Origin of the sequence: Robertmurraya mesotrionivorans, assembly GCF_050971805.1 — a bacterium.
GTDB lineage: Bacteria > Bacillota > Bacilli > Bacillales > Cytobacillaceae > Robertmurraya_A.
On the sequence record NZ_JBPCCH010000004.1, the window covers coordinates 55,447 to 80,294 of the forward strand.

General features: G+C 40.6%; 24 protein-coding genes. 19 read left to right on the forward strand and 5 right to left on the reverse strand.

Translation table 11 applies throughout. The features are described from left to right. Positions 1–10 precede the first annotated feature (10 nt). From ACRX5O_RS08735 to ACRX5O_RS08780, 10 genes are all read left to right on the forward strand, one after another. The gene (locus ACRX5O_RS08735; RefSeq protein WP_433905582.1) at positions 11–790 is read left to right on the forward strand and encodes a flavoprotein; all 780 of its coding nucleotides are present in this window, start codon (positions 11–13) and stop codon (positions 788–790) included. Between the two features lie 11 nt (positions 791–801). Further along, entirely contained in the window at positions 802–1,071 is a 270-nt protein-coding gene (locus ACRX5O_RS08740) for a EutN/CcmL family microcompartment protein (protein WP_433905583.1), read from the forward strand. A gap of 13 nt (positions 1,072–1,084) precedes the next feature. Then, positions 1,085–2,083: a cob(I)yrinic acid a,c-diamide adenosyltransferase gene (locus ACRX5O_RS08745; protein WP_433905584.1), complete on the forward strand. Its 999-nt coding sequence runs from the start codon at positions 1,085–1,087 to the stop codon at positions 2,081–2,083. Continuing rightward, a complete protein-coding gene (locus ACRX5O_RS08750; protein ID WP_433905862.1) occupies positions 2,079–3,473 on the forward strand; it encodes an aldehyde dehydrogenase family protein in 1,395 nt (464 codons plus the stop codon). Before ACRX5O_RS08745 ends, ACRX5O_RS08750 begins: the two co-directional genes overlap by 5 nt. Before the next feature lie 31 nt (positions 3,474–3,504). Further along, the gene (locus tag ACRX5O_RS08755) at positions 3,505–4,344 is read left to right on the forward strand and encodes a DUF7973 family transport facilitator (protein ID WP_433905585.1); all 840 of its coding nucleotides are present in this window, start codon (positions 3,505–3,507) and stop codon (positions 4,342–4,344) included. A gap of 35 nt (positions 4,345–4,379) precedes the next feature. After that, positions 4,380–5,546, forward strand: a complete 1,167-nt coding sequence (locus ACRX5O_RS08760) for a 1-propanol dehydrogenase PduQ (RefSeq protein WP_433905586.1) — start codon at positions 4,380–4,382, stop codon at positions 5,544–5,546. Between the two features lie 101 nt (positions 5,547–5,647). Then, positions 5,648–6,424: a type I 3-dehydroquinate dehydratase gene (gene aroD, locus ACRX5O_RS08765; protein WP_433905587.1), complete on the forward strand. Its 777-nt coding sequence runs from the start codon at positions 5,648–5,650 to the stop codon at positions 6,422–6,424. Between the two features lie 133 nt (positions 6,425–6,557). Beyond that, positions 6,558–7,019: a MarR family winged helix-turn-helix transcriptional regulator gene (locus ACRX5O_RS08770; RefSeq protein ID WP_433905863.1), complete on the forward strand. Its 462-nt coding sequence runs from the start codon at positions 6,558–6,560 to the stop codon at positions 7,017–7,019. A gap of 3 nt (positions 7,020–7,022) precedes the next feature. Continuing rightward, on the forward strand, positions 7,023–10,058 hold the full coding sequence (locus tag ACRX5O_RS08775) for an MMPL family transporter (RefSeq protein WP_433905588.1): 3,036 nt from the start codon (positions 7,023–7,025) through the stop codon (positions 10,056–10,058). A gap of 103 nt (positions 10,059–10,161) precedes the next feature. Then, positions 10,162–10,386, forward strand: coding sequence for a hypothetical protein (locus tag ACRX5O_RS08780; RefSeq protein WP_433905589.1), 225 nt, complete (start codon positions 10,162–10,164; stop codon positions 10,384–10,386). A gap of 36 nt (positions 10,387–10,422) precedes the next feature. On the opposite strand, the gene ACRX5O_RS08785 is transcribed toward ACRX5O_RS08780, so the two are convergent. The 3 genes from ACRX5O_RS08785 to spoIIP all read right to left on the reverse strand — a co-directional run bounded on the left by ACRX5O_RS08785 (position 10,423) and on the right by spoIIP (position 12,879). Further along, a complete protein-coding gene (locus tag ACRX5O_RS08785) occupies positions 10,423–10,557 on the reverse strand; it encodes a hypothetical protein (RefSeq protein WP_433905590.1) in 135 nt (44 codons plus the stop codon). A 209-nt stretch (positions 10,558–10,766) separates the two neighbouring features. Next, entirely contained in the window at positions 10,767–11,516 is a 750-nt protein-coding gene (locus ACRX5O_RS08790) for a (S)-benzoin forming benzil reductase (protein ID WP_433905591.1), read from the reverse strand. Between the two features lie 238 nt (positions 11,517–11,754). Continuing rightward, positions 11,755–12,879 (reverse strand): stage II sporulation protein P, encoded by a 1,125-nt coding sequence (spoIIP, locus tag ACRX5O_RS08795; protein WP_433905592.1) that lies wholly within the window; start codon positions 12,877–12,879, stop codon positions 11,755–11,757. 260 nt (positions 12,880–13,139) lie between these two features. On the opposite strand from spoIIP, the gene ACRX5O_RS08800 reads away from it, so the two are divergent. Continuing rightward, the gene (locus ACRX5O_RS08800) at positions 13,140–14,312 is read left to right on the forward strand and encodes an FtsW/RodA/SpoVE family cell cycle protein (protein WP_433905593.1); all 1,173 of its coding nucleotides are present in this window, start codon (positions 13,140–13,142) and stop codon (positions 14,310–14,312) included. A gap of 225 nt (positions 14,313–14,537) precedes the next feature. Here the strand turns inward: ACRX5O_RS08800 and ACRX5O_RS08805 are convergent, their stop codons facing one another. Further along, the gene (locus ACRX5O_RS08805) at positions 14,538–15,515 is read right to left on the reverse strand and encodes an ABC transporter substrate-binding protein (protein ID WP_433905594.1); all 978 of its coding nucleotides are present in this window, start codon (positions 15,513–15,515) and stop codon (positions 14,538–14,540) included. A 238-nt stretch (positions 15,516–15,753) separates the two neighbouring features. On the opposite strand from ACRX5O_RS08805, the gene ACRX5O_RS08810 reads away from it, so the two are divergent. The 6 genes from ACRX5O_RS08810 (at position 15,754) to ACRX5O_RS08835 (ending at position 20,771) form a co-directional block, all read left to right on the forward strand. Then, the gene (locus tag ACRX5O_RS08810; protein ID WP_433905595.1) at positions 15,754–16,758 is read left to right on the forward strand and encodes a FecCD family ABC transporter permease; all 1,005 of its coding nucleotides are present in this window, start codon (positions 15,754–15,756) and stop codon (positions 16,756–16,758) included. Then, a complete protein-coding gene (locus tag ACRX5O_RS08815) occupies positions 16,755–17,810 on the forward strand; it encodes a FecCD family ABC transporter permease (protein ID WP_433905596.1) in 1,056 nt (351 codons plus the stop codon). Before ACRX5O_RS08810 ends, ACRX5O_RS08815 begins: the two co-directional genes overlap by 4 nt. A 25-nt stretch (positions 17,811–17,835) precedes the next feature. Continuing rightward, positions 17,836–18,657 (forward strand): ABC transporter ATP-binding protein, encoded by an 822-nt coding sequence (locus tag ACRX5O_RS08820; RefSeq protein WP_433905597.1) that lies wholly within the window; start codon positions 17,836–17,838, stop codon positions 18,655–18,657. Then, positions 18,650–19,447 (forward strand): IucA/IucC family C-terminal-domain containing protein, encoded by a 798-nt coding sequence (locus tag ACRX5O_RS08825; protein WP_433905598.1) that lies wholly within the window; start codon positions 18,650–18,652, stop codon positions 19,445–19,447. The genes ACRX5O_RS08820 and ACRX5O_RS08825 overlap by 8 nt, the downstream gene beginning before the upstream one ends. Beyond that, positions 19,444–19,692 (forward strand): YusU family protein, encoded by a 249-nt coding sequence (locus ACRX5O_RS08830; RefSeq protein WP_433905599.1) that lies wholly within the window; start codon positions 19,444–19,446, stop codon positions 19,690–19,692. Before ACRX5O_RS08825 ends, ACRX5O_RS08830 begins: the two co-directional genes overlap by 4 nt. A 161-nt stretch (positions 19,693–19,853) precedes the next feature. Beyond that, complete coding sequence (locus ACRX5O_RS08835; protein WP_433905600.1) at positions 19,854–20,771, forward strand: proline dehydrogenase family protein; 918 nt, start codon at positions 19,854–19,856, stop codon at positions 20,769–20,771. Between the two features lie 101 nt (positions 20,772–20,872). On the opposite strand, the gene ACRX5O_RS08840 is transcribed toward ACRX5O_RS08835, so the two are convergent. Continuing rightward, positions 20,873–21,004, reverse strand: coding sequence for a YuzL family protein (locus ACRX5O_RS08840; protein WP_251517458.1), 132 nt, complete (start codon positions 21,002–21,004; stop codon positions 20,873–20,875). A gap of 223 nt (positions 21,005–21,227) precedes the next feature. On the opposite strand from ACRX5O_RS08840, the gene ACRX5O_RS08845 reads away from it, so the two are divergent. Further along, the gene (locus tag ACRX5O_RS08845; protein WP_433905864.1) at positions 21,228–23,612 is read left to right on the forward strand and encodes a 3-hydroxyacyl-CoA dehydrogenase/enoyl-CoA hydratase family protein; all 2,385 of its coding nucleotides are present in this window, start codon (positions 21,228–21,230) and stop codon (positions 23,610–23,612) included. 44 nt (positions 23,613–23,656) lie between these two features. After that, a complete protein-coding gene (locus ACRX5O_RS08850; RefSeq protein ID WP_433905865.1) occupies positions 23,657–24,832 on the forward strand; it encodes an acetyl-CoA C-acetyltransferase in 1,176 nt (391 codons plus the stop codon). Positions 24,833–24,848 lie beyond the last annotated feature (16 nt).

Here is a 24,848-nt window from a genome sequence, read left to right on the forward strand (position 1 = left end):
GGTGGAATGATTGAATCTAGAGAATGCTATTCATGAGATTGTAAATGAAGTCATTCATCGATTAAATAAACGGTTAAAGACAGCAATCGTTGTCTTTACTGGTGGAGCGCTTGGCTTTGAGGATGCCCTAGAACAGTTGAAGACGATGAAGGATGAAGGCTGGTCCTTTAAAATTCTATTAACCCGAAGCGCAGAGCATGTGTTTTTACCTGGAACGATTGAAAAGGACCTTGGTACAAACGAGGTGTTCTATGAAAAAGAGTTACAGGGCTTAGGAGAATTTTATAAAGATACTAGCCTTTTACTCATTCCTACACTTACTTTGAATTCTGCTACAAAAATCTCATTAGGGATTGTGGATTCAGCTGTTACAAACCTCGTTTCCCATTATATAACGACTGGAACACCAATCGTTGCTGCTGCTGATGCTTGTGACTTAAAGAATCCGATTCGGGAGAAATATCACATGCATCATTCTCCAAAGGCTTATTTAGACATGAACAGTCATCATTTAGACCAACTGCGTGCCTATGGAATTCACCTAGTCCGAGCAAAAGATATTGCTGAAACCTCAAGGAAAGTAATTTTCCAGTTCAGAGAAACAGAAGTGGAAGAAATTCTAGTCGAGAAATCCACTATTTATTATACCGATCGCGTGTTGAGTCGAATAGCTGTACTTAAAGCAAAGCAAGAAAAAGCTGATTTAGTAGTGTCTAAACAGACCATTATTACGGCATTGGCGAGAGAAGCCGCAAGTGAATTTGGTGTTAGCATCCATCTGGAAAGATAAAGGTGAGACAAATGTATATTGCAAAGGTAGTCGGAATGGTTGTGGCAACACGAAAGGAAGAAGACTTCGTTGGCAAGAAGCTACTTATCGTTCAGGGAATCAATGAAAAGGAAGAAATACTAGGGCTTCCAGAGGTGGCAGTCGATGCAGTCGGTGCTGGTACTGGTGAGGTAGTGCTCGTCACAAAAGGGAGTGCAGCTAGATCGGTATTTGGAAAACCTGATTCTGCCATTGATGCAGCCATTGTTGGTATTATTGATAGCTTAGAAGTGAACAAATAAGGATGTGTAAGAGATGAGCATCTATACAAAAAAGGGTGACAAAGGTGAGACAGGGCTTCTTGGTGGGAGTCGAATTGGCAAGGATCATTTAAAGGTCTCTAGCTATGGGACGCTCGATGAAGCGAATGCAGTGCTCGGTGTCGCCTATTCAATGATAAGAAGAGAAGAACTGAAAACAATCATTCATCACATACAGCACCAACTATTTGTTGTCGGTGCTGAACTTGCAAGTGACGAAAAGGGAAAGAGCTATATCAAGAAGCTTGTTTCCACTGAGGATATTGCATATTTTGAACAAGTGATTGATGAGTATGATGAGCTATTAGGTCCCATTACGGAATTCATTATACCTGGGGAAACGGTTGCCTCTGCCCATTTACATCAAGCTCGTTCCATCATTCGAAGAGCGGAACGTCTTGTGGTTGAGCTAAGTAAAACATTAGAAATAAGAGAAGAGCTCATTAAGTATATTAATCGCTTATCAGATGTGCTTTTTATGCTAGCAAGAGCAGAAGTGTATTACTCGCTGGTTGATCAAGTGATTACTAAAGTGCTTGATCGAGTGGAAGCACAGCCTTCTCTCCTAAAGGTAGATCTTAATCTAGCTAAAAAGCTAGCAAAAGCAGTGGAAAGAAAAGCAGAAGAAATAGGAGTCCCCATTGTATTCTCAGTTGTAGATGAGGGAGGCCATGCTATTCTTTTGAATCGTATGGACGATGCATTGCTAGTAAGTGTGGAACTTGCTCCTAATAAAGCGTATACCTCTGTAGCATTGAAGGTACCAACTCATAACCTTGCACCACTTGTTCAACCAGGTGCTGAATTATTTGGCCTCTACCAATCCAATCAAAATAGAATTGTTCCATTTGGAGGAGGATTCCCATTAACGGTAAATGGAAAAATTATTGGTGGGATCGGTGTTAGTGGTGGAACGGTGGAAGAGGATATTTTACTAGCTACTTGTGCAGTAAAGGTTTTTGAAAGTTTAATAGAGGTGAATTCAAATGATTGAAGTAAAACAAATTGAAGATATTGTGATGCAGGTCCTCGCAGGATTAAGCAGTCAGGAGGACTCACTAACAGATGGTGAGAATGGCCTTTTTTCGGAAATGAATGAAGCGATTGAAGCAGCATTTGTGGCACAAAAGGAATTTGTAAAGCTATCTCTCGTGGAAAGAGGAAAAATCATCGAGTCGATTCGCTGCGAATTTAGAAAGCATATTGAACTTCTATCTGAAATGGCTGTTGAAGAAACAGGCATGGGGCGTGTAACGGACAAAATTAATAAAAATTTAGTAGCTGTTAATAATACACCGGGATTGGAGGATTTAACAACAGCAGCTTGTTCAGGAGACAACGGACTAACGGTCGAGGAGCTCTCACCATACGGGGTGATTGGGTCCATAACGCCAACCACTAACCCGTCCGAAACAATCATTTGCAATACGATTGGAATGTTAGCTGCCGGAAATGCAATCGTCTTTAGCCCCCATCCGACAGCGAAACGAACATCTATAAAAACCATTGAAATCATTAATCAAGCCATATCAAACGCTGGTGGACCTAAAAACCTAGTCGTAAGTACGCTTCAGCCTTCCATTGAACAAGCAAACATTATGATGAACCATAAAAAGGTGCGAATGCTAGTTGCAACAGGTGGACCAGCTGTTGTAAAGGCTGTTTTATCAACAGGAAAAAAGGCAATTGGTGCCGGAGCAGGAAACCCGCCAGCACTTGTAGATGAATCCGCAGATATAGAAAAAGCAGCGAAGGATATTATTGATGGCTGTTCTTTTGACAATAATCTACCTTGTGTAGCTGAAAAAGAGGTCATTGTTGTAGACTGTGTAGCCGATTGCCTCATAGCAAATATGAAAAAGAATGGTGCTTATCAGTTAACGGATCCAATGCAAATTCAGAAATTAGTAGATTTAGTTGTTTCTAACGGTCATGCCAACAAAGAGTTTGTAGGAAAGAATGCGGACTTTATTTTAAGACAAATTGGAATAGAGGTTGGCCCAGAGGTTCGTGTCGTAATCGTTGATGTCAAAAATGAGGGACGTCATCCACTCGTACTTGCGGAATTGATGATGCCACTTCTACCAATTGTACGGGTAAATAATGTTGATGAAGGAATTGCCCTTGCCGTTGAAGTGGAGCATGGCTTCCGACACACAGCAATTATGCACTCAAAAAATATTGATAACTTAACCAAATTTGCAAAGGAAATTCAGACAACGATTTTCGTTAAAAATGGACCTTCTTACGCGGGTATCGGAGTCGGAGGAGTTGGGTATACCACTTTTACGATTGCAGGTCCGACAGGGGAAGGGCTGACTTCTGCTAAGCATTTTGCTAGAAAGAGAAGATGTGTACTCGTGGATGGTTTATCAATCAGATAGGTATAAGCAAGATTAAGGGAGGATAATGACAATGAGTTATTCAATCGTACTTGCAGCATTTGGTGGCGGTGTCTTTGGAGCGTTAATTGGTGCGTTACCAGCCTTTATTTTTACAGGATTAGTTGGGCTTATTGGTGTGGCGATTATCGCTGGTGGTGGATCGGATATGATACTAGGAAGCGTCGTTTTCGGTACTCTGCTTGGTCCTCATATTGCGTTTGCTGGTGGTGTTGCAGCAGCAGCTTACGAGGCGAACAGAAAGAAAGGCTTGTCGAACGGAATGGATATTTTGACTTCACCTAGTACGATCAACAGTGATCCGATGTCGCTTTTAGTCGGAGGAGTATTTGGTATTGGAGGCTACCTATTAAATTACTTGTTTGGCTACTTAGAAATCCCAACTGATACAGTAGCAATGACGGTATTCCTCTCGGGAATCATTTCTCGTTACGCGTTCGGTCATACAGGGATATTCGGAACCATTCAAAATTCTGATGGAACGAAAAGAGCCTTTTTCCCAGATAAATCTAATCTATTATTTATTGTTATTTACTCATTTGGTTTTGGTGCAGTTATCTCATATTTAGTAGATTTAACACAAATAAATGTATTGGGCTTTGTGATTAGTGCAGCTTTACTAATGTTTGTCCAATTTGGATTTAATATTCCTGCGACACACCACGTCACACTAGTTGCTGGTTATGCAACTATTGCATCAGGAAGTATACTCATCGGTACACTGTTCGCTGTCATTGCCGGAGTCATTGGAGAAATTATGGGTCGAACTTTTAACAATAACTGTGACACTCATATTGATCCACCTGCTACAACAATATTTCTCTGTAGCTTATTTATCTTCAGCTTTATGTAACTCAAGCGACAAGAGACGATTTGGAGGATCTTTTAATGAAACAGTTTCTTCTTGGCCCAAAGCTTTATTACGGAACCGATTCGTTAGAATATGTACGTAAAATTGAGGCAGAAAAAGTCTTTATTGTTACCGATGAGATGATGGTCAAAATTGGTATTGTAGAGAAGCTAACAAACTTATTAAGTGAAGAAGGAAAGTCGTATGTGATTTTCTCCGATGTTGAACCGGATCCTTCACTTGAAACGGTTGAAAAAGGATTAACTCTGCTAGTAAAGGAAAAACCAGGCTGTGTGATAGCTGTTGGTGGAGGATCTCCGATTGATGCAGCAAAGGCTATGCTTTTACTTGCAATTCGCGTTCAAGAGCGCCTATCAGGTGAAGCTTATGGCGTGAAGCCTCAGTTTGTCGCTATTCCAACAACAAGCGGTACGGGATCTGAGGTAACTTCTTATGCGGTCGTCACAGATAAAGTCAAATGTGTAAAAATACCTTTAAGTGACTCAGTTATGTATCCGGATATTGCCATTCTCGACGAAGGGTTAACCAAGACGGTTCCTCCTTCCGTGAGCGCTGATACCGGAATGGATGTCCTAACACATGCAATTGAAGCTTATGTTTCCAAACAAGCGAGTGATATCACGGATATGTATGCTGAAAAAGCCATTAAAGATGTGTTTAAGAATCTATTAAAGGTGTACCGATTTGGTGAGGATTTAGAGGCAAGAGGGAAATTGCATGTTGCTTCTTGTATCGCAGGAATTGCTTTTACGAACGCTGGGTTAGGAATCAATCATAGCCTTGCTCATACACTTGGAGGTAGATTTCATGTGCCGCATGGGAGAAGCAATGCCATTTTACTTCCTTATGTAATCGCCTATAATGCGGGATTATTTGATGGAACAGTAGAAACGTCCAAAGCAGCAAAAAAGTACGCCTCTATTTCCTTTATGTTAGGTTTCCCTTGTAGCAGTACGGAAGAAGGGGTCAAGAGCTTAATCGCCCATATTGTGGAATTAAACAAAAAGATGGGCATTCCTTTAAGTCTACAGGAATGTAAGATTGATGAAGGAGAATATGAAAAGTCTTTATCTGAAATGGCAAGTTCAGCACTTCACGATATTTGTACCACTGCTAATCCAAAGGATGTTACGGAAGAAGATTTAAAACAGCTGTTTAAGTTAGTATACAAGGGAACTGCATGATGGAAAAAAGGGTACTCTTTTTTATAGAGTATCCTATTTTTTTGTGGTCATGAAGAGCAGTTGTAGGATAAAGTAGAGGGTAAGAATGGAGGGATCGTTGCTTGGCGAATTTTATTACGGTAAAAAATATTCGTATTGGAGTAGGGACACCGAAGATTTGTGTACCTATGACAGGGAGAACAGTGGCAGACCTTTTAGCGGAGGCAGAGCTTATTCAATTAAATAAGAATTTTGTCGATATGGTTGAATGGCGGGTAGACTTTTTCAATGATAGTGAAGACCTCAGTAAGGTGATGGCTGCACTTTCAACTATCCATCAGCGTTTGAAAGAGCTTCCTCTTGTTTTTACATTTCGAAGCCTACAAGAGGGTGGGGAGAAGGAAATTCATCCTTCTTATTATTTCAACTTGAATGAAGCGGCATCGAAGTCAGGTATGGTAGATTTAGTAGACATTGAGCTGCTACATCGGGATGAGGATATTTATCAAATTCTCTCTATCATTCATGAGAATGGTCGATTAGGGATCCTTTCTAGCCATAATTTTGCCATTACACCTTCTAAGGATAAAATGGTGGAAATTCTTGAGCGTGGTAAGAAGCTAGGAGGCGATATTCCAAAAATAGCAGTGATGCCGACCTCTGCTAGAGATGTGCTAGCACTGTTGGAAGCTACTGTTGAGATGCAAGAAAAGCATCCAGATACTCCGATTATCACAATGTCTATGGCAGGGCAAGGAGCCATTAGTCGCCTATCTGGTGAAGTGTTTGGATCAAGCGTTACATTCGGAGCGTTAAAGAAAGCATCAGCACCAGGACAAGTAGAAGTAACCGATCTTAAACGAACATTAGAAGTCATTCATCATAGCTTACAAAAGTAACGAGCCAATTTTATTGGTTCGTTTTTTTTATTGATTGACAGAAGATTAGGTCTCCATTATGATAATCGAGTAGATAGTTAAACAGTTGAACAATTAAATAATGAAACTATTTTCTGGAGGTGACATGCTACAGATGCCAGACCAGCGTATTAAAGAAGTTGTGAATCAATATATAGCTCTTTCTTTTTCTGTTAACAAGATAGGGGAAGCACTTGTAAAGGAGCAGCTTGATTGTGATCTAACAAGTGAGCAGCATTATATGTTGCGCTACATCTATCAAAATCAATCTTGTACATCGTCAGAGCTTGCCGACGTTTTCTCTGTAAAAAAGAGTGCCATCACAGCCATTATTACTAGATTATGGACTAAAGGATTTATTAAAAGAACGAGAGATGAAAATGATCGTCGAGTGGTGTACTTAACGTTAACGGATAATGGCAATGAGCTTTATTTAGAAACGGAAGCTAGAATCCATAAACTGGTGGAGTCGATTATCACGAAATTCGACCAACACGAAATAGAAATGTTTATAAAGTCATACGAAAAATTGCATGATGTACTTTTAGAAACAAAGAAAAATCAACTGGGGGATTAGCCAATGTATGCGATTATTAAAAATAAATGGTTAGTGTTAGTGGCATGGATTGCACTAATCGTGGGGTTATTCATGCTAGCTCCCAACATGGCCGACCTTGTTCGTGAGAAGGGACAAATTGATGTTCCGGAAGGATATTCCTCTTCACTAGCCTCTGACATTATGGAAAACGTCCAAGAACAGGAAGGCGGAGGAGATGATACGCAGGTCGCCCTCGTTTTTCATAGTGAGGAAAAATTAACGGATAAAGAAATACAAGAGGCTGAAAAAGCGATTCGGGCACTTGAAAATAAAAAAGAAGAGCTTGGGATTACAGAAATTCTTACTCATTTTAACGAGGAGGTCCTAGAAGAACAGCTTGTTTCAAAGGATGGAAAAGCGATTCTTACCTCGCTAACCATTGAGTGGAACGATCGTGAACCAAAGGAAGTAAGTGCAGCCCTCTATGAAACGATCGAGGACGTGAAGGTCGACCACGATTACACGAGCAACTGGTTAATTAATGAAGACTTGATGACTAGCTCTCAAGAAGGATTGAAAAAGACAGAAGGAATAACAGTTGTTTTCATTCTAGTTGTGTTGTTACTCGTTTTCCGCTCAGTAGTAGCTCCGATCATTCCACTACTAACAGTCGGATTTTCTTATTTGGCCGCACAATCAATTGTTTCCATCTTAGTAGATAGAGTAGACTTCCCGATTTCAAGCTACACACAAATTTTCCTTGTAGCCATTCTATTCGGAATCGGAACGGACTATTGTATCCTTCTTCTAAGCCGGTACAAGGAAGAATTAACACATAATGAAAATCGTGCGGATGCCATTGTTGCTACTTATAAGAATGCAGGCCGTACCGTATTCTTCAGTGGTTTAGCTGTAATGATTGGATTTGCAGCAATCGGATTTTCAAAGTTTGTACTTTATCAATCAGCCGCAGCTGTTGCAGTTGGAGTAGCTTTATTATTGGTTGCATTATTTACGATTGTTCCATTTTTTATGGCAACACTTGGCGGAAAAATCTTCTGGCCGTCAAAAAGTACGGCAGAACACGGTGAAAGCAAATTCTGGGGTGTAGTTGGAACGTTTTCACTCAAACGTCCAGTAGTTGCCCTTCTTATTGTCGCAGCAGTATGTGTACCGTTCTTGGTCACATACGATGGTAAGCTTTCTTATAATTCTCTTGAAGAAATAAGTGGAGATGTACATTCTATTCGTGCCTTTAATGCCATTGCTGATAGCTTTGGGCCAGGTGAATCCATGCCGACTCAAATCGTTTTAAAAAATGACGAAGCAATGGACTCAATGGAATATATTAATTTAGTGGAAGAAATCAGTAAGCAGTTAGCGCGCGTACCACTAGTAGACACCGTTCGTTCGGTTACACGACCAACGGGTGAACCGATCGAAGACTTTTTAATCGCAAAGCAAGCCGACACTTTACAAGAAGGACTTGGAGAAGGAAAAGAAGGTCTCGATCAAATTAGCTCAGGTCTAAAGGAGGCAAGTGTTGGTCTTGAGAGTTCGGCTCCACAAATTGAACAGGCAACTGCTGGGATCGGGGAGCTCGTAACGGGAACATCGCAGGTTCAGTCAGGATTAACCGAAATTCAAACAAACTTAGCAAAAATTGAAGATGGTATTCGTCAAGGAGCAGCAGGTTCCGCACAAATCAAAACAGAGCTCGGAAACGTGAAGTCTGGTGCTGAGCAGCTGTTAGCGGAGTACAAAAAGCTTGCTGGTGCCTATGGACAAATGGGAGCTGGCTTAAACGAGCTTTCTGCCGCTCTTGCTTCTACTGAACAGTATTTTGCCGCTTTAGAAACGAGTTATCCTGCGTTACAAATGGATGAATCATATCAAAGATTAAAGGGAACGGTTCAAACGGTTCAGCCACAATTAGCTGGAGTAGCTAGTGGCATGGCTGAGGCAAATGCTGGATTTGCAGTAATTAATGAGAACCAACAGAAGATTGTTTCTGGTTTAGAGCAGTTTATCGTTGGAATTGACAAACAGCTTGCCGGCCTCAATCAGCTTGCAAACGGTCAAGGACAAATTGTTGACAATATGCCAAAGCTAACTTCTGGCTTAGCCGGAATTCGTGACGGTCAACAGCAGCTTGCAGATGGTTTTGGTGAATTAGGTGGTCAATTAGGTCAACTAACAGATGGCTTGAACCAAAGTGTGGATGGGTTAAATCAAATCTCAGATGGTTTAGGCTCGGCTCAAGACTATATTAAAGGTCTTTCTGAAAATGAGAATGGTGCGTTCTATCTACCACCTGAGGTCCTTGAAAGTGAAGATTTTGTACAGGTGTTAGACACATATATGTCTAATGATCGTAAAGTAATGACGATTGACGTTATTCTTGAAGCAAATCCTTACTCCAATGAGGCAATCAATCAAGTGGATAAACTAAATGAAGCGGTAAAGAGTGCAACAGCGAATACGAAGCTTGAAAATGCCGTGGTTGCCGTTGGTGGAGTGACAAGAACAAATGCTGACCTTGATGCAATTTCAGGAGAAGATTACTCTCGTACTGTTGTGCTGATGTTAGTGGGGATAACCATCATATTAGTCATTCTGTTCCGCTCAATGATCATGCCAGCGTATATCATTGCATCGTTGATTTTAACGTTCTATACATCTATGGGAATTAATGAAGCGATATTTGTTAACCTCCTAGGCTATACAGGAATTAGCTGGGCGGTACCATTCTTCGGCTTTGTTATCTTAATCGCACTCGGAGTTGACTATAGTATCTTCTTAATGGACCGTTTTAATGAATATAAGGACCTATCCATTCGTGAAGCAATGCTTGAATCAATGAAAAAAATGGGAACAGTTATCATTTCAGCAGCTGTCATCCTAGGTGGTACCTTTGCTGCGATGATGCCTTCAGGAATGCTATCCTTACTACAAATCGCATCCATCGTGTTAGTAGGATTATTCCTATATGCCCTTGTGATTCTTCCATTATTTATCCCGGTCATGGTAAGAACATTCGGAAAAGCCAACTGGTGGCCGTTCTTACGGGAAAAATAAATTAGATTGTGGGAACCCCGCCATGGTTGGCGGGGTTTTTAGTAGGAAATAAACAACGGATAAGAAGGGAGAGTGGAAAGATACTATAAAAGAGGTGAGTGAATTGCAAAATAAAGAAAACGAAGTTGCAGCCATTAATGATGCAAATATTGAGCTAACAGAAAGACTTGAGGATAGTGATGTTCACTCTTCAAGTCCTGGTGATACGGAAGCGACGAAAGCAAATTTAGAAATTGAGAAGGCCTTCTCCCATGATCAAACGGACGATCCTCTTCCCACTTATGTTATGTATGAAACACCGGCAATAAAGATCAATCCAAAAAGATAGGTGCTGAAGCAATATTCAGCACCTTTTTTAATTCCATTAATCAAGATCTGTCTTATCGTTCTGATCTTTAGTACGTTTATTTCCTTTGCTATTGTCTCCACTTCCGTGTAAGACGCCATGGGTTTTAGGAGAATTTTGGTTTTTACTGCCTTTATTATACTTTTTAGTCATGTTATGAGCTCCTTTCAAAATACCTTCGATGATAGTTTGGCTCACAACGGGTTCCTTCAACCATGAAAAAGAAAAAGACCTCCACTACTGGGAGGTCAAAGAAAAAGGGGGAATTACACTTGTACTATTATAATCGCCAATGTGTTACCATTTTATACATGTATAGGAAAATTTTTTTTTATAAAAAAAGTAGCTTCAGGAAATGGAAGCTACTTTAGTAGATTATTTACGCTATAAATTTTTCCGTTTTCAACCTCTTTAGAAAGAAGCAAGTCAATGAGTGCATCGGCAACGACATTTGTGCTTCTTAGCATCCCATTTTCTTTATAAGCAATAAATTTATTCACCTCTTGGAAGGCATGTTCCGTTGAAGAGCGAATGACACTTTGCATATCAGTATCCATAATTCCTGGACTATAACCAATAATCGTCGCATTGCCTGAATGGTTTTGTTCTACTGCCACGGTTTTGGTAAACATATTTAAGGCTGCCTTTGTGCTACAATACACACTCCATCCTTGAACCGGTCTTTCGGCAGCACCAGATGTAACATTAACAACGGTTAGCTTCGTTCCGTTTGCCTTTTGTAAGAAAAGGTTCGTCGCGAACATCGGGGCAGCAACATTGAGTTGAAGGGACATTTCAATTGCCTCATGATCTAAACTTCCAACTCGGTCAATCGGTTCAACCACACCTGCGTTATTAACGAGTAAAACTTCATTTTCTGTACTAGAAAAAATGATCTCGGCAACTGCAGAAAAGGCTTGTTCGGTCTCCATTCTATTCGTCAAATCACACATTACATGCTTATAAAATAATCCATTTTCCCCAGCAAGCTGTTTTAGTGCAGGATTTTCATTTCTAGAAATAGAAATGAGCCCGAATTGTTCCTGTAGAACTCTTTCGGCAATCGAGGCACCAAGTCCTTTGGAAGCCCCAGTTACAACTGCATAATTCATCACAACACGTCCTCTCATCATATGAGATATTTTACCATGCGAGATAAAATATCAACGAATCATAAGTCTTTTTCCGATTGCTGAAATTTGAGGAGCTGATCCTCAATCAGAATGTAAATCGAGGTAATAATGCCTGCTGCAAGCCAAGCGATCGTGATTAGGTGGTAGCCTAAATAGATACAATAAAAAGGATGAAATAAAAGTGAAAAATAAATAGTGGTGAGGGAGAACATGTAATTTATCCATTTACCTTCTCTGCCTTCCAATAGTATTCACTAAAGATCTCCGCAAAGGCCTCAATTGTGTTGTACAGCTCGGTTAAGTCATTATCCACTCCGCCAAACTCTACGAGAATCGACCCTGTCGATAAATCTTGATTGTAGACTCCGTTTCCTTCCGTTAGTCCTTTTGCTAGAACACCGCGGCTCAGGTTCGGATATTTTTCATCAATCATTTCATTTAGTTCAGTTGCCACTTTTAGATTCTGTTCGTAATTTTTATTTGCTTTTCCGACAACAAAGAATAGTCTGGCGTAAGATTTTCCATTAATCACCTGTGTTGTTTTTTCTTTTCGAAGCGAGTCACGGTGAATATCGATGACGTAATCAATAGCATCATTTCCTCCAAGTGCCTCTTGGACAAGTTTACGGGAAAGATCGTAGGAATGATCGGCTGTAAGATTATTCTCCTTTAATAGGTTAGGCATGCTTGTTGTATCTTGAAGAACACTAATGCCATTCGTATTTAGTTCTTCAGTAAGCTTTTTCCCAACAGCAATTATGTTTGCTGATTTATTGTTACTAGTCGCCTCTTCAGGTTCCTTAGCGTTTTTTAATAATGGTAGAAATGATTCCCAGCTATGTGTATGGTAGATAAATACACTTTTTTTCCCTGCCACGACTGGGGTGTTGTCACCTTCAGACTCTTTAAGCATTTCCTTTGCGATTTCTCTTTCTTGTAATAAAATTTCTACCGGTGGAGCGGATTCGATCGGAAGGTTAGTGAAATTCGTACCAGTACCGGCAACTACGATATTTGTATCAAATACGGAAAATCCAGGCAGTTCTCTTCCCAAAAACGTTCGTGTATCCTCTGGTTGAATATTTGTTGCCAGTTTTAGAGCGAGCTTTGATAAGGAAGAAACCGTTAAGCTCGCTTTTACGTTATATATATGGTGGTTCTCCGATTTTACAAAATAAACAAGCCATTCATGTGTGTCAATATTCGAAATCCATTTTTTGACGGTTTCAGAAGTAAAGGCATTTGTGTAGGTTGTTGCAATTCCTGCAAGTAAGAACGTAGCTAGCATGATAGCCAACCAGCCTTGTAAAAAGGTCCATAATGATAGCTTTGAAGACTTCATGTCAACACCTCCTTAGCTACTATATGAGCCAATCCACTTTTTCAGAAGAGAAAAAGGAAACAAGCATCGTTCGAAAAGGAGGAAAACCAAGATTTTCACTATTGGAAATATCAATTTCTCAGTTTTTTCACATTTGTACGGTACATTAGTTATAGGACTGATATGTAATCATTCCCAAAATAGAAAGAAGAGTTGTGCTTTATAAGAATTAAAAATATAATGGAGAATTGAATACCATGTTTTCAGATGGGAGTATTTTTATGTCTTCAAATCAACAGCCTTCGTCTAAAATAGACTTTCATTTAATATTTATCTTAATGCTTCTGTTTCTATCGAGCTGTATTGCTATTTATAGCGCGCAATCGACAGGACAGTATGATTCAAACTTTTTATTAAAACAGATCATTTGGTATGGAATTGGAATGGGGATTATTGTTGCAGTCATCACACTTGATTCGGACCAGCTTAAAAAGCTCTCATGGTATGCCTATGGATTTGGAGTATTTCTATTGGCCTTCCTCATCATTGCTCCATCTAGTATTGCACCTGTGATTAATGGGGCGAAGAGTTGGTATAAGGCGCCGTTTATCGGATCGCTTCAGCCAGCTGAGCTTATGAAGGTATTTATCATCCTCGCACTTGCAAGAGCAATAGGAGATCATCATGAGAAATACCGAATCAAAACCATTCAAACGGATTTTATTTTATTAGGAAAAATTGTTCTTATTACGATGGTACCGTTACTGCTCGTCATGCAACAACCGGATTTAGGAACATCTCTTGTAATGATAGCGATTATGATAGGGATGATCTTTATTTCTGGGGTATCATGGAAGATTCTTCTGCCGATCTTTTCGTCAGGAATCTCTTTGATCGGAGTCATTTTCTACTTAGTACTATGGAAACCTGAAATACTAGAAAAGTATCTCGGAGTTAAGGAGTATCAATTTGGGAGAATTTATTCCTGGATCGACCCTTACAATTATCAAAGTTCTACCGGCTTCCAGCTGACTCGTTCCTTGCTAGCCATTGGTTCAGGAGAAACGACAGGGAAGGGCTACGGTACGAGAGAAGTATACTTGCCAGAAAGTCATACCGATTTTATCTTTAGTATTGTGGGAGAAGAATTTGGTTTTGTCGGTGCTAGCGTCATTATTAGTTTGTTTTTCTTACTGATCTACCATATTACAAAGGTTGGTATGGAAACGAAAAATGAGTTTTATACGTATATTTGTGTCGGAATTATTAGTATGATTACCTTCCACGTGTTTCAAAACATCGGAATGACGATTGGTCTTTTACCAATCACGGGAATTCCGCTTCCATTCATTAGTTATGGGGGAAGCTCAATAATGGGGAATTTCCTAGCAATCAGCTTGATCTTTTCGATTCGATATCACCATAAAAAGTATATGTTTTCAAGTGATGATTAAAACCCTCGCCATAGTGGCGAGGGTTTTAATCTAGCTTCAGCAGCTAGTCCCTCGGGGTCATAAGCCAAGCCCCTACGGAAAGGGGGGCCTTTCCTTCAGAGCTCGTCTTATGCCTGTCGGGACTGATCAAGCTGCTTACGCTTTTTAGTTAGGGGAGTGCTCGATTTCCGTTGAGGGGGGTAAGAAATCAGAGCTAGTCATTTATATCAAATTTAAGAAGTTAACTTATTGTAAGAAATACTTTTCGATGTCATCAAGCATCAGGTTTGCTGCGATAACTCCGCCAGCTGTATTCCAGATGGCATCATCGATTTTATAAACATTTCCTTGCTTGGCAACCTCAAGGTTTTTAAATAGTGGATCTTCAATCCATTCCTTCTCTACTTGAGTTGCTGCTCCGTCACCTGTTTCATAAGTGAAATAGAATAGAGTGTCGCCATCCATCAATGGAATCTGTTCTTTTGTTGCACCTTTGATCGCGAATTCATTCACATCTTGACTTTCAGGACGAGCAAAACCTAATTGATCTAGTACCACACCAGAGAAAGAGTCCTTTTGATAAATACGCACATCAGCTGCTAGGAAACGGACGATGGATACTTTTTTCTGAAGTTGGTCACCGAGCTCTGTTTTCAAGTCAGCAACACGAGTATCGTAATCAGAAATCACTTTGTTTCCTTCTTCAACTTTATTTAACGCCTTTGCGTAAAGCTCAAAGTTTTCCTTCCAGTCTCCGCGTAATGTTTCAGAGAATACAGTAGGAGCAATTGCACTTAATTGATCGTAAATCGATTCTTGACGCATTTTGTTTCCAATAATTAAATCCGGTTGTAAAGCAGCAATCGCTTCAAGATTTACTTGTGTATCTGTTTCAAATCCAACCACTTGAACATCCTTCATGTCATCAGCAATATGCTCATACCAAGGATCTCCATTTGCTGTCCAAGATTGAACCGCTCCAGCAGGTGTGACTCCTAATGCCAATAATGCTTCTGTTCCTTCATTTGTTAAAATAACAACCTTTTTAGGTGTATCAGGAATAGTGGTTGTCCCCATTGCGTGCTCAACGGTATAGCTTGTATTTTCCGTCTTTGCATCTTCATTATCGCTACCTGTGGACGATTCTTCGTTGCTTCCGCATGCTGCTAGAAGACTAAGAATTAAAATGGTTAACATAGTGAAAGAAAATTTAATAAGTTTCATAAGTTCCTCCTACAATGAATGTATGTAATTGTTAATGATAATCATTTTCACTTACGGGTATTATCATAAAATGAATTGAAAAGGGTGTCAATAGATAATTGAGATTTATTTTCATTTAGATAATAAAATTCAGGGTATTACTTACTGAAAATGATTCTCAAAATCATTGACAGTGTGTATGGCATCCAATAGACTGAATCTTGTAAGCAGAAACAATATATAGTAAAGGATAAGAAGGATGCTGTTAAAAAATAATTCTCAAAGAATTGTCGGACTTATTTTTGTCGTTTTATTATTTCTCTATTTAATAGGTGCAAGTATTGTATATGGATATACTGATACGTCGTGGAAAATGGCATGGGAAGCGTTTCAAAACAATAATGGATCAAACGAGCATTTAGTTATTGAAACGGTTCGATTGCCAAGAGCATTAATTGCTGCGGCAGTAGGTAGTAGTCTCGCCATCGCAGGTGCTTTGATGCAAACATTAACAAAGAATCCATTGGCTTCACCTAGCATTTTTGGTATCAATGCTGGAGCAGGTTTTGCAGTGGTTATAGCAGTCTCACTTTTTCAAGTCAGTCATTTACAAGCCTTTGCGTGGATTGCTTTTCTTGGTGCAGCTGTTGCTGCTATCAGCGTCTATTTCATCGGGTCGCTCGGACGAGAAGGACTAACTCCGATGAAGCTAACATTGGCTGGTGCTGCCATTGCTGCGATGTTTTCCTCCTTTACACAAGGTTTTCTTGTATTAAGTGAAGTCGCACTCGATCAAGTATTGTTTTGGTTAGCTGGTTCTATTCAAGGGAGAAAACTCGAAATTCTTGTTTCTGTTATCCCATACTTCGTCGTTGGATGGGTTGGTGCATTACTTCTCGCCTCCAAGCTTAACGTTCTATCAATGGGAGAAGATGTGGCTAAAGCACTCGGTATTCGTACCGGTTTATTAAAACTTGGAATTGGTCTAATTGTCATTTTATTAGCAGGTGGGTCGGTAGCTGTGGCTGGTCCTGTCGGCTTTATTGGAATTGTGATTCCACATATTACAAGAAGTATTGTAGGAATTGATCATAAATGGGTCATTCCTTATTCCGCATTTTTAGGAGCCATTCTTTTGCTTTTGGCTGATATTCTTGCAAGGTATGTCATTATGCCTGAGGAAGTACCAGTCGGCGTGATGACAGCGATCATAGGGACTCCTTTCTTTATCTATATTGCTAGAAGGGGGGTTAACGCAAAGTGAAGCAATATCAAAATCTTCGATGGTTTCAAGGGAAAGTGTCTATATTAATAGATAGAAAAGCAAGCTTTGTCATGCTTTGCTTGCTGCTAGTAACAATGGCTGTTTTCATTATTAGCACCGGTTTAGGTGATATGAAAATAAACCCTGTCACGGTTGTCTCGGTTTTCTTTGGTGGGGGAACGGAAATGGAAAAGCTCGTGATTCAATCCTTTCGTCTGCCAAGGATCATTGTCGCTTTAGTCGTGGGAATGTCACTGGCTGTAGCTGGGGGCATTTTGCAAGGGATGATTAGAAATCCACTAGCGTCTCCAGATGTTCTTGGAATTACTGGCGGAGCATCAACAGCCGTTGTGTTATTTTTGGCCATCTTTAGTAATGAAAGCAATGCGTTAACGGTTAGCATTCAATGGATGCCGCTTGCAGCTTTTATTGGATCGGCTGTTGCGGGTTTACTCGTCTATATCTTTGCATGGAAAAACGGAGTGTCCCCGGTTCGCCTTGTACTAATAGGGATCGGGTTATCAGCCCTTTTTCAAGCACTAACTACGATGATGATGCTCCTTGGCCCGATCTACCGGGCAAGCCAAGCAAATATCTGGATTACTGGAACGGTCCATGGCTCAACTTGGACCAATGTGTTTACGATTGTACCGTGGGCATTCACTCTCATGTTGGTTACCTTTTTTATGGCTAGAAAAGTGAATGTACTAGGATTAGGTGATGATGTAGCCACAAGTGTAGGGACTCATGTGCAAAAACTAAGATTTGTGCTGTTGCTCATAAGCACAGCTTTAATAGGAAGTTCTGTTGCCTTTGCCGGAGGAATTGGATTCGTTGGTTTAATGGCACCACATATGGCTCGCCGTCTAGTGGGCTCAGTCTATGGGGCATTACTTCCGGTCTCCGCTTTGATCGGTGCCATTTTGGTCATGGTGGCCGATTTGATTGGCCGAACCATGTTCTCTCCATTAGAGATTCCAGCAGGCGTTTTTACAGCAGGTATCGGTGCACCGTACTTTATTTATCTTCTTTTTAAAACAAGAAATGCATAATGTCAGGGAAGGAGTGCAAATAAGGATGAAAAAAGCCATTGAAACAAAACAATTAACTCTATCATATGGTGACTCCATCATTATAGATGAATTAGATTTGACGATCCCGAAAGGCGAAATTACTGTATTCATAGGTGGCAATGGATGTGGAAAATCAACTCTTTTACGCTCGATTGCTCGGTTATTAAAGCCCAAAAGCGGGGAAATCGTATTAAATGGAAAAGAGATTGCAAAGATGTCCTCAAAGGATGTGGCAAAGCAAATGGCCGTGTTGCCGCAAGGACCGGTTGCACCTGAAGGTCTGACGGTTCTTCAATTGGTGAAGCAAGGCCGCTATCCCTACCAAACATGGCTTAAGCAATGGTCTAGTGAGGATGAAGAGAAGGTCTATAAAGCGCTTGAAGCAACCGGGTTGCTCGATTTAAAGGAACGGTCAGTGGATTCACTTTCAGGTGGTCAACGTCAAAGAGCATGGATTGCGATGACATTAGCACAGGATACCGATTTTATTCTTCTTGATGAACCAACCACCTATTTAGATATGACACATCAAATTGAAATACTAGATTTATTATTTGAGCTGAATGAGAGGGAAAATCGCACGATCGTGATGGTGCTTCATGACTTAAATTTAGCGTGTCGTTATGCGCATAATATTGTGGCAGTAAAGGACAAGAAAATAGCAGCAATGGGGAAGCCCGAGGATGTAGTGACAAGAGGTCTTGTGAAGAAGGTATTCGAAATGGATTGTGAAATTTCCATTGACCCTTTATTCGGGACGCCGCTTTGCATCCCATATGGAAAGGGAAGAACGGTATTTAGACAGGCAGGAGCAGTAAATGGATAACTTTTTTTCAGAAACAGAATTAAGTCAACTGAAGAATTATCGATTTACATTGGAAAAAGTTCATCAGGAATCTGATCTATCGATTACGTTAAGTGAGCTTCTTCAAAAAGATCAGCTTCGAACCTTTATCAGTCGTGCTTCCGAGCATATTGGGTCGCCTAATGTAAAAGTGACAGCTTCCATGTTTATTAAAAGATACGCTTTTTTATCAGCTATTTATTTGTATGCGATGACCGCTTTTAACAAACGAATTCATATCAATCTTGAGCATATGCATCTTCAAACAGACGAACAAGATCCACTATGGCTTCCTACTTTTTATTTCTCAGAGTGGAGTATTAGTGAACCAGAAGGTGATAGAGCCCAATGGAGATATGAAGCCATTGCTGACTTTTTCTCCAATATCGTAACTCCCATTGTGGAGAGTGTGAAGACGGAGTCAAAACAATCCAAACTCGTATTATGGGAAAATATTGCGATTTATATTTTTTGGCTATATGAATCCATTTTATCTGAATATGAAGAGGAAGAGGTTTGTTTGCGTGCAGTGGAAGACTTACACTTTATTGCACAACAAGCACCTGGATCATTGTTTGGGATTTATCATGAAAATCCAATTAAAAAGCATTTTCATAAAAAACGTTATATTCCTGAGCTTGGAGAAGAAGTTCGTGTACGAACCACTTGCTGCTTCTTTTATGCCTTAACAGGAACACCGGATCGTTGTAAAATTTGTCCACAAACTTGTAATCGACCAAAAAAGGCACATAAGAACGGAGGGAACTCGTGAGCAATAACCTAGATGAAAAGATCAATGGATTACTAACCAAATATACCGAGTTGCTACTAGGTGAGGCAGATGGTGATCATGTGGAAAAAGTGAAGGCGTGGATCCTGTACTCTCACATGAGCAAGTCAATGCCAGCTCTCGTTAAGCATTGGAACGAAACATATCCTGATGCTAAGAATGAGATTAAGGAAACGATTAATGAAATCAAAGAATTAAATGAAGCGCACAGACAAGCGAAGAAATAAAACCGGGTCCAATGGGCTCGGTTTTTTCATGGTTCGATCTTGTTCGATTCCTTCCCATCATCGTAGGAAATGACGAACGGAAATGGTAAAATGACAGTATGAAACGCTTAGCTTTTCCTTTTCATATAGCTATAGTAAACGCTTGCAGGAGGGATATCACAATGGAACAACTGATGAGAGATTTCTTTCTATTCCTTTCTAAAAATAAAGCATTAACTAAACTAGCAAAGCGGTATGGATTGCGATTCGGGGCATCACGATTTGTTGCTGGTGAAACGATTGAACTCGCAACACGTGTCATTCAAGACCTCAATAAAAAAGGTCTACTCGTTACAATCGATTATTTAGGCGAATTTGTCGACAATGAGAAAGAAGCAAATGAAATGGCCGACAATTCAATACTTGCAATAGAAGCCATCGGACGGGAAAAACTTCAATCACAATTATCATTAAAAATGACGTCGATGGGATTAGATATTTCAGATGACGTCGTTCTTTACAATATGAGAAGAATACTTGAAGCAGCGGAAAAGAACGATGTGTTCGTAACCATAGATATGGAAGACTACTCTCGTGCGCAGAAAACGATCGATATTTTTAAGCTATTAAAAAGTGAATACAACAATGTAGGTACAGTCATTCAGGCCTATTTATATCGAACGGAAAAGGATATCGAGGAGCTGAATGAGTACCATCCAAATTTACGACTTGTGAAGGGGGCATACAAAGAATCCCCTGAAGTAGCATTTCCTGATAAAAAGGACGTCGATGCCAATTTTAAAAAAATCATAAATAGGCATATGCTAAACGGAAACTACACGGCCGTTGCCACCCATGATGATGCGATCATTGAATACACCAAGCAGCTCGTCAAAAACAATCGCATCAGCAACGACCAATTTGAGTTCCAGATGCTCTACGGCATCCGCCCGGAAAGGCAAATAGAGCTAGTTAAAGAAGGTTATAAAATGAGAGTATACGTCCCATATGGAATCGACTGGTACGGCTACTTCATGCGCCGCCTAGCCGAGCGCCCAGCAAATGTAGCCTTTGTGTTGAAGGGAATGCTTAAAAAGTAAAAGTGGAACTGCCCATTCGTTTGAGTGGGTTTTTATTATTTCATCTACCCCCTCAACAAAAAACGTACCCGACACCAAATCCAGTGCGGGTACACTCATCATTATTTTTTATACTGGTTGTTCTGGCTGTTTCTTTTTCCACCACCATCATTTTCAACAGTTGGGCCTGCATCACCCTTAACACTAGCGGCACTAACTCCAGCCTTTGATGGGTTTTTCTTTATCTTTGCCATAGGTACACCCCCAAACTTTTTTCCTCGTGTATAACATATCCACAATCATAGGATTCTATTGGTCGCATAAAATAATGTAAATTTCAAAAAATTTTCAAATTTCAACGACAAAGGATTGCGTAAAATTTTTAAATATCTTATGATAAAAGTAACCAAAAATGAATGAATGTTCATTCAAACTACCGAATCCACTCAAAAAAGCTAAAGGGGGAGACAAAAGTTGATCCAACAAATTAAAAAAGCTGCCGTTTTAGGCTCGGGGGTAATGGGGTCTGGTATTGCCGCACACCTTGCTAATATCGGGATTCCAACATTGTTATTAGATATTGTACCGCGCGAACTAACTGACGACGAGAAGAAAAAGGGGTTAACACTAGAAGATAAAGCGGTAAGAAATCGTATCAGCCAAACAGCTCTTCAAAAGTTGTTAAAGCAAAAACCTGCACCATTAACCTCAAAAAGTAATTTAGCCCTCATCGAAGCAGGAAATTTTGACGATGATCTATCAAGACTCAGCGAAGTTGACTGGATCATTGAAGTGGTTGTAGAAAACCTAGCCATTAAGCAGCAGATTTTCGAGAAGGTTGATCAATATCGAAAGCCTGGCAGCTTTGTAAGTTCAAATACATCTGGTATTTCTGTAGAGGCGATGGCAGAAGGCCGCTCTGAAGACTTCCAAAAGCATTTCCTTGGTACTCACTTTTTTAATCCGCCTAGATACTTAAAGCTTTTAGAAATCATTCCAACTCAACATACTTCACCCGATGTACTTCATTTTATGAAGCAGTACGGGGAAGATATTCTCGGAAAAGGCGTTGTTGTTGCTAAGGACACGCCAAATTTTATCGCTAACCGAATTGGTACGTACGGTCTGTTAGTTACAGTAAGGGAAATGTTAAAAGGTGGATACAGCGTTGGAGAAGTGGATTCTGTAACCGGACCGCTAATCGGACGACCAAAGAGTGCAACCTTCCGTACATTAGATGTGGTTGGACTAGATACATTTGCGCACGTAGCAAAAAACGTGTATGACCAAGTGGATGGTGAAGAGAAAGAAGTATTTGAGGTACCTGCCTTCATGAATCAAATGCTTGAAAAAGGTTGGTTTGGAAGCAAATCTGGTCAAGGGTTCTTCCTGAAAAAAGGAAAAGAAATACTCGAATTAGATCCGGCCACTCTTGAATACGTGGAACGAAAAAAATTAAAAACCGCCTCCGTTGAATTGAGCAAACAGGAAAAAGGCTTAGTAAATAAAATGAAAGCGCTTGTATATGCGAACGATCGTGCAGGAGAACTACTATGGAATATTTTTAGTCCGGTACTTGTGTATTCTGCGGATTTACTCGGTACGATTGCCGATGATATTGTCGCGATTGACCGTGCCATGAAATGGGGCTTCGGTTGGGAGCAAGGTCCATTTGAAGTATGGGATGCCATTGGGCTAGAAAAATCAATTACCAAAATGGAGAAAGACGGGCACACCGTTCCAAGCTGGGTAAAGGAAATGTTAGCAAATGGTCATACAAGCTTTTATAAGGAAGAAGAAAACGGTGATCTTTACTTCTATACCAATGGTGATTACAAGCTTGTAGAAGAAAACCCAAAGGTTATCAACCTGAAAAAAATCAAAAAACAGCGTGGCGTTATCAAGAAGAATAGTGGTGCTAGCTTGATTGATCTTGGAGATGGAGTAGCCCTTCTAGAATTCCACTCACAAAGTAATGCGATTGGGCTCGATATTGTGCAAATGATTAATTTTGCTGTTGAAGAAGTGGAAAAGAATTTCAAGGGCTTAGTGATTGGGAATCAAGGTAAGAACTTCTGCGTCGGTGCGAACCTTGCGATGATTCTTATGGAAGCACAGGATGATAATATTTTTGAAATTGATATGGTCGTTCGTCACTTCCAACAAGCGATGATGAAAATTAAGTACAGTACAAAGCCAGTCGTTGCCGCACCATTTGCGATGACCCTTGGTGGTGGTACAGAGGTTTGCCTACCAGCTGCGCATATTCAAGCGACAATGGAAACGTACATGGGACTCGTGGAAGTCGGGGTAGGTCTTATCCCTGGAGGTGGCGGTAACAAAGAGCTATACATGAAGTTTTTAAACAGCATGCCAAACGGAGTTCCATTTGACCTTCAAAACGTTGCGAATAAAGTGTTTGAAACGATTGCGATGGCAAAGGTGTCCACATCGGGAGAGGAAGCGCGTGAAAACAACTTCTTGAATAAAGCAGATGCTGTCAGTGTAAACGGAGACCACCAGCTTTATGACGCAAAGCAGGCTGTTCTAGCACTTTATGACAAAGGGTATAAGCCACCAGTCCGAAAGAAGATTCCAGTAGTCGGTGAAACGGGCTACGCCACCTTACTTCTAGGGGCACAAACGATGCATTACTCCGGATATATTTCAGAGCACGATTTGAAAATTGCAAAGAAACTAGCTTATGTGATTGCGGGCGGAAAAGTGCCATTTGGAACAGAAGTTGATGAACAATACTTGCTTGACCTTGAAAAAGAGGCATTCTTGAACTTAATTGCAGAGCCAAAATCACAAGCAAGAATGCAGCATATGCTTCTAAAAGGAAAACCATTACGCAACTAATAGATTGATAGAGTTATAGCATAAATAGGAAGCGAGGGAACGTGATGAGAGAAGCGGTTATCGTTGCTGGAGCACGAACTCCAGTGGGAAAATCAAAAAAAGGGTCGCTTGCCAGTGTTAGACCTGATGACCTTGGTGCACTGGTTGTAAAAGAGACTTTAAAGCGAGCAGGAAATTACGATGGAAATATTGATGACTTAATTATTGGCTGTGCCATGCCTGAAGCAGAGCAAGGGTTAAATATGGCAAGAAATATTGGGGCGCTTGCAGGACTTCCTGATACAGTGCCTGCAATTACCATCAACCGTTATTGTTCATCAGGGCTTCAGTCGATTGCCTACGCGGCAGAAAAGATCATGATTGGTCATGCCGACACCATCATTGCTGGAGGAGCAGAATCAATGAGCTTAGTACCGATGATGGGTCATGTAGTAAGACCAAATGTCAAACTGGCTGAGACAGCGCCACAATACTATATGGGGATGGGGCACACAGCCGAAGAGGTAGCAAGAAAATTTGGGATTTCTCGTGAAGATCAGGATGCTTTTGCAGTAAGAAGTCACCAAAAAGCAGCAAAAGCCCTTCAAGAAGGAAAGTTTGTTGATGAAATTGTACCAGTAGATGTTATTCTACGCTCGGTCGGAAAAGACAATAAACTAATCGAAAAACCATTCATTTTTAGCCAAGACGAGGGAGTTCGTCCTGAGTCAACGGTAGAAACACTGGCGAAGCTTCGTCCGGCCTTTTCGGTAACAGGAACCGTTACAGCAGGGAATTCCTCGCAAACAAGTGATGGAGCCGCAGCCGTCATGGTTATGGATCGTGAAAAAGCAGAGGCTGCAGGACTCGCGCCACTTGTCAAATTCCGATCATTCGCCGTTGGAGGCGTGCCACCTGAAATTATGGGGATCGGTCCAGTTGTAGCAATTCCTAAAGCATTAAAGCTTGCTGGATTAGAGTTATCAGATATCGGGTTATTTGAACTAAATGAAGCCTTCGCCTCTCAATCGATTCAAGTGATTCGTGAGCTAGGGCTTGATGAAGAGAAGGTGAACGTGAATGGAGGAGCTATTGCACTAGGTCATCCACTTGGCTGTACCGGTGCGAAGTTAACCCTTTCTCTAATTCACGAAATGAAGCGACGCAATCAACAATTTGGGGTTGTCACGATGTGTATCGGTGGCGGAATGGGAGCTGCCGGTGTATTCGAACTTTTATAAAAGAACGGAGGAAAAA

Bases quoted from the DNA above. Each gene is read 5' to 3' on its own strand.
- ACRX5O_RS08825 (WP_433905598.1), top strand. From the start codon at position 18,650: ATGGATAACTTTTTTTCAGAAACAGAATTAAGTCAACTGAAGAATTAT.
- ACRX5O_RS08820 (WP_433905597.1), top strand. From the start codon at position 17,836: ATGAAAAAAGCCATTGAAACAAAACAATTAACTCTATCATATGGTGAC.
- ACRX5O_RS08805 (WP_433905594.1), bottom strand. From the start codon at position 15,515: ATGAAACTTATTAAATTTTCTTTCACTATGTTAACCATTTTAATTCTT.
- ACRX5O_RS08755 (WP_433905585.1), top strand. From the start codon at position 3,505: ATGAGTTATTCAATCGTACTTGCAGCATTTGGTGGCGGTGTCTTTGGA.
- ACRX5O_RS08785 (WP_433905590.1), bottom strand. From the start codon at position 10,557: ATGACTAAAAAGTATAATAAAGGCAGTAAAAACCAAAATTCTCCTAAA.
- spoIIP (WP_433905592.1), bottom strand. From the start codon at position 12,879: ATGAAGTCTTCAAAGCTATCATTATGGACCTTTTTACAAGGCTGGTTG.
- ACRX5O_RS08740 (WP_433905583.1), top strand. From the start codon at position 802: ATGTATATTGCAAAGGTAGTCGGAATGGTTGTGGCAACACGAAAGGAA.
- ACRX5O_RS08790 (WP_433905591.1), bottom strand. From the start codon at position 11,516: ATGAATTATGCAGTTGTAACTGGGGCTTCCAAAGGACTTGGTGCCTCG.
- ACRX5O_RS08800 (WP_433905593.1), top strand. From the start codon at position 13,140: ATGTCTTCAAATCAACAGCCTTCGTCTAAAATAGACTTTCATTTAATA.
- ACRX5O_RS08835 (WP_433905600.1), top strand. From the start codon at position 19,854: ATGGAACAACTGATGAGAGATTTCTTTCTATTCCTTTCTAAAAATAAA.
- ACRX5O_RS08775 (WP_433905588.1), top strand. From the start codon at position 7,023: ATGTATGCGATTATTAAAAATAAATGGTTAGTGTTAGTGGCATGGATT.
- ACRX5O_RS08745 (WP_433905584.1), top strand. From the start codon at position 1,085: ATGAGCATCTATACAAAAAAGGGTGACAAAGGTGAGACAGGGCTTCTT.
- ACRX5O_RS08770 (WP_433905863.1), top strand. From the start codon at position 6,558: ATGCCAGACCAGCGTATTAAAGAAGTTGTGAATCAATATATAGCTCTT.
- ACRX5O_RS08810 (WP_433905595.1), top strand. From the start codon at position 15,754: ATGCTGTTAAAAAATAATTCTCAAAGAATTGTCGGACTTATTTTTGTC.
- ACRX5O_RS08760 (WP_433905586.1), top strand. From the start codon at position 4,380: ATGAAACAGTTTCTTCTTGGCCCAAAGCTTTATTACGGAACCGATTCG.
- ACRX5O_RS08840 (WP_251517458.1), bottom strand. From the start codon at position 21,004: ATGGCAAAGATAAAGAAAAACCCATCAAAGGCTGGAGTTAGTGCCGCT.
- ACRX5O_RS08850 (WP_433905865.1), top strand. From the start codon at position 23,657: ATGAGAGAAGCGGTTATCGTTGCTGGAGCACGAACTCCAGTGGGAAAA.